Origin of the sequence: Streptomyces sp. SID14478 (assembly GCF_010548525.1) — a bacterium.
Classification (GTDB): domain Bacteria; phylum Actinomycetota; class Actinomycetes; order Streptomycetales; family Streptomycetaceae; genus Streptomyces.
On the sequence record NZ_JAAGMG010000306.1, the window covers coordinates 1 to 4,311 of the forward strand.

Here is a 4,311-nt window from a genome sequence, read left to right on the forward strand (position 1 = left end):
TCGCCGCTCCCGTCGGCCGCCCACGCCGCGTACCCGTCGGGCCGCACCAGCAGCGCCGTGCGCCGTCCGCTCGCCCAGTGCGCGACCCGGACCCCGTCGCCCTTGTGCTCGGCCCCCTCGGGCAGGATCAGCACGAACTCGCCCGCGCGCAAGGCCTCGTAGAGCCGGGTGCCGCCGGCCAGGGCCACGTCGGGGACGCGCCTGCCGACGAGCGGGTGCGCGCCCTTGGGGGCCGGATAGGCGAAGCCGAGGCCGGTGATCTGGCCGACGACGCGCTCCCGTGCGGGGCCCACCCGTCCCAGGAGGCCGGTGAGTGCGGAGCGCGCGGCCCGCGTCCACGGGTGCTTGGCCATCGCGAGGCGCACCATGCCGCCGCTGCTGCGCAGCACGGCCCTGCCCACGGGATGCCGTTCGGCCTCGTAGGTGTCCAACAGGGCGTCGTCGGCACGGCCGTTGACGACGGCGGCGAGCTTCCATCCCAGGTTCGCGGCGTCCTGCAGCCCGGTGTTCATGCCCTGGCCGCCGGCCGGGGTGTGCACGTGGGCGGCGTCGCCGGCGAGCAGGACCCGGCCCACCCGGTAGTGCGGTGCCTGGCGTTCGTCGCTGTGGAAGCGGGACATCCAGCGGGCGTCGTGCATGCCGTAGTCGCGGCCGAGGGCGAGCCGGGTGATCTCCTTGATCTCGTCGAGGCCGAGGGGGTCGCTCTCGGGGACGTCGCGGGCGCGGTGCCAGCCGATCATCCGGTAGTAGCCGTCGCCGAAGGGGGCGAGGAAGGCGAAGGCGTCGCCGACGGCGTTCACGGTGAGCAGGTTCTCCGGCTCCTCGGCGAGGCGCACGTCGGCGAGGACCACGGACCGGATGACGGACCTGCCGGGGAAGGGGAGCCCCACCGCCTCGCGCACGGCGCTGCGCATGCCGTCGGCGCCGACGACGTAGGCGGCGCTCAGCTCCGACGACTGCCCGTCCGGCGAACGGAGTCGGAGGGTCACCCCGTCGCCGCCCTGCACCAGGCCCGTCACCTCGGTGTCGTACGAGAAGGAGACCCCGGCCTCGGCGGCCCGGCGCCGCAGGACCTCCTCGACCTCGTACTGCGGGATGACGAGGAGGTGGCGGAAGCGGGACCGCAGGGCGGCCAGGTCGAGGGTGAGTCCGTCGAAGAGCCGCAGCCGGTCGAGCGGGCGCCCCTTCGCCTCGATCTCGTCGGCCAGGCCGCGCGCGTCCAACTGCTCCAGGGTGCGGGCGTGCACGGCGAAGGCGCGGGAGAGGTTGCTGAGCCTGCGGGGGCGCTTCTCGACGAGGGTGACGGGGACGCCCGCCGCGGCGAGGTCTCCGGCGAGCAGCAGCCCGGTGGGGCCGGAGCCGACGACGATCACCGATCGCGCGGGGTGCGTGGTGCCGTTCATGAGGGCCTCCTACGACCGTGCCAACACTTGTTGGTCAACGCTTGTTGGCAAACGTAGGACGGCGACCCTGGACTGTCAACACGTGTTGGCCTACGTTTGTTGGCATGAGCGAGAGACAGCAGGTGGCACGGCGCTCCGACGCCACGCGCGCCACGATCCTCACCGCGGCCCGCGAGCGGTTCGCGGCCGACGGGTACGAGCGGGCCACCATCCGGGCCATCGCCCGGGACGCCCGCATCGACCCGTCGATGGTGATGCGCTACTACGGGAACAAGGAGGGCCTGTTCGCGGCGGCCGTCGCGCTCGACCTGGAGCTGCCCGACCCGGCGGGCATCCCGCACGCGGAGATCGGCCGCACCCTGGTGAGCCACTTCCTGGGGCTGTGGGAGCGCAACGAGGTGCTGACGGCGCTGCTGCGGGTGGGCGCCACGAACGCGGCGGCCGCCGAGCGCATGCGCGGTGTCCTGCGCGACCAGCTGGTTCCGGTGGCGACGCGGGTGTGCCCCGACCCGGCGCAGGCACCGGCGCGGGCCGCCCTCGCCGCGTCGCAGATGCTCGGCCTCGCACTGACGCGCTACGTGCTGCGCTTCCCCGCGAGCGCGGAGCTGAGCCACGAGGAGATCGTGGACTGGATCGCCCCCACGGTGCAGCGGTACCTCACCGCGGCGACGCCCTGAGAACGCGTCGAGGGCACCCACCGCGACGTGTGCGCGACGGATGCCCTCGACGGAAAAACTGTCGGGCCGGGCCCGCGGGGTCAGCCCTGCTTCGGCTGCTTGCGGGACTTGTCGCCCAGGATCACCAGACCGGCGATCACCAGGAACAGCACGATCGGGGCGGCGACGTAGAGGCCGAGCGTCTCCACCACGCTCAGGCCCTTACCCGGGTCATCGCCGTCGTCGCGCGTGAGCGCGAGCGCGGGAGACGACATGAGCAGCATCATCAGCGTCGTACCGGAGGCCAGGGCGCCGGCGCGCAGGGCGTTCTTCTTGTCCACGGTGCCAACGTAGCGAACACCTAATCCGGGCGCGCGCCCGGGGGGCCTGTAAGAGGCTCGGCCGTCGCCTCGAACACGCTGAGCAGCGCGTGCGCGCGGGGGGACGCGGTCAGTTCCTCCAGGGTGATCGGGCGGCCCGCGGCATCCGCCACGGGAAGCCGCCAGTTGGGGTACTCGTTCCAGGTCCCGGGCAGGTTCTGCGGGCGCCGGTCGCCCACCAGGTCCGGCAGCCACAGGCCGACCATCCGGGCCGGGGTGCGCAGCAGGAAGCGGTGCACCGCCTGCACGGCCTCCTCCTCGTCCCGGCCGCCGCCGTGCGCGAGCAGGCCGAGCCGGGCGAACAGGTCGAGCCAGTCGGCGACCTCCGCCGCCGCCTCCGCGCCGGTCACCGTGGACAGGCCGAGCCGCTCGCGCAGCCGGACGTCGTCGCCGGACAGGCGGGCCGCGGTGGACGGCAGGTCGTGGGTGGTGGCCGTGGCCACGCAGTCCGTGCGCCACTCGTCGGCCGGGACCGGCCGCCCGTCGCCCTCGGGTCCGTAGTCCCGCTCGAACCACAGCACCGACGTGCCGAGCACCCCGCGCTCGCGCAGCCGGTCGCGCACCCCCGGCTCGACCGTGCCCAGGTCCTCCCCGATGACGTACGTGCCCGAGCGCGTCGCCTCCAGGACCAGCACCGCCAGCATCGCCTCGGCGTCGTAGTGCACGTAACAGCCCTCGGTCGGGGCCTCGCCCTCGGGGACCCACCAGAGCCGGAACAGGCCCATCACGTGGTCGATGCGGACCGCGCCCGCGTGCCGCATGAGGTGGCGCAGGAGGTCGCGGAAGGCGGCGTAACCGGTCTCGGCGAGCCGGTCGGGGCGCCAGGGCGGCAGGCCCCAGTCCTGGCCGCGCGCGTTGAACGCGTCCGGCGGCGCGCCCACGCTCATGCCCTGCGCGAAGACGTCGCGCTGCGCCCAGGCGTCGGAGCCGCCCGGGTGCACGCCGACCGCGAGGTCGTGCACCAGCCCGATCGGCATGCCGGCGTCGCGCGCGGCCCGCTGGGCGGCGGCCAGTTGGATGTCGGTGAGCCAGACCAGCCGGCTGTGGAAGTCGACGCGGTCCATCAGCTCCCGCCGGGCGCGCGCCGTCTCGGGCGAGCGGGGGTCCTGCAGCGCGGCGGGCCAGGCCTGCCGGTCGGGTCCGTAGCGCTCGGCGAGCGCGCACCAGGTGGCGTGGTCCTCCAGGGCGGTGCCCTGCTCGGCGAGGAAGTCCCAGTAGGCGGCGGAGCGGCCGGGGGTGAGCGGAATCCCGTGGACCGCTTCGAGGGCCTGCCGCTTCAGCGCCCACACCGCGTCCCGGTCGATCAACTCCCCCTTGCCCAGGACCGCCTCGCGCAGCCGGGCGGCGTCACCGGCCCGCGAGGGCACGTACGCGTACTCGGGGATGTCCTCGATCCGCAGGTGCACGGGGTCCGGGAAGCGGCGGGAGGAGGGGCGGTACGGGGACGGGTCGGTGCCGGACCCGGGGCCCGCGGGGACGGCCGCGTGCAGGGGGTTGACCTGGATGAACCCGGTGCCGTGCGTGCGCGCCGACCAGGCCGCGAGATCGGCGAGGTCCGCGAGGTCGCCCATGCCCCAGGAGCGGCCGGAGAGCAGGGAGTAGAGCTGGACCAGCAGGCCGTGCGTGCGGGTCGGCGGGCGCGGGGCCCGGGGCGGCGCGGCGATCAGGTGCACGGTGCTCGTGGCGCCGGTCGCGCCGTGGACGGTGAGCGGGTGGATCCCCTGCGGGGGCTCCGGCTGCGCACCGGAGCGGGACGGGTACTCCCATCCGGACTCCAAGGTCAGCCGCGTCCCCTCGGGGAGTTGCTCCAGCCACGCCGGCTGCGGCCCGTCCAGCCACCACACCACGGTCGGCGGCAGCGGGCGCCCGGCG

At 74.8% G+C, this 4,311-nt stretch carries 4 protein-coding genes; 1 reads left to right on the forward strand and 3 read right to left on the reverse strand.

Annotated elements, in window-relative coordinates; genetic code table 11:
- The coding region (locus G3I40_RS10435; protein WP_164301879.1) for an FAD-dependent monooxygenase at positions 1 to 1,403 on the reverse strand (1,403 nt) is incomplete at its 3' end.
- A 104-nt stretch (positions 1,404 to 1,507) separates the two neighbouring features.
- Here G3I40_RS10435 and G3I40_RS10440 point away from each other — a divergent pair.
- A complete protein-coding gene (locus tag G3I40_RS10440; RefSeq protein WP_164301880.1) occupies positions 1,508 to 2,080 on the forward strand; it encodes a TetR family transcriptional regulator in 573 nt (190 codons plus the stop codon).
- 80 nt (positions 2,081 to 2,160) lie between these two features.
- On the opposite strand, the gene G3I40_RS10445 is transcribed toward G3I40_RS10440, so the two are convergent.
- Together G3I40_RS10445 and malQ are read right to left on the reverse strand one after the other, a co-directional pair.
- Entirely contained in the window at positions 2,161 to 2,400 is a 240-nt protein-coding gene (locus G3I40_RS10445; protein WP_164301881.1) for a hypothetical protein, read from the reverse strand.
- Positions 2,401 to 2,420: 20 nt separating this feature from the next.
- Positions 2,421 to 4,311, reverse strand: a 1,891-nt coding sequence (malQ, locus tag G3I40_RS10450; protein ID WP_164301882.1) for a 4-alpha-glucanotransferase, incomplete at its 5' end; no start/stop codon positions are given.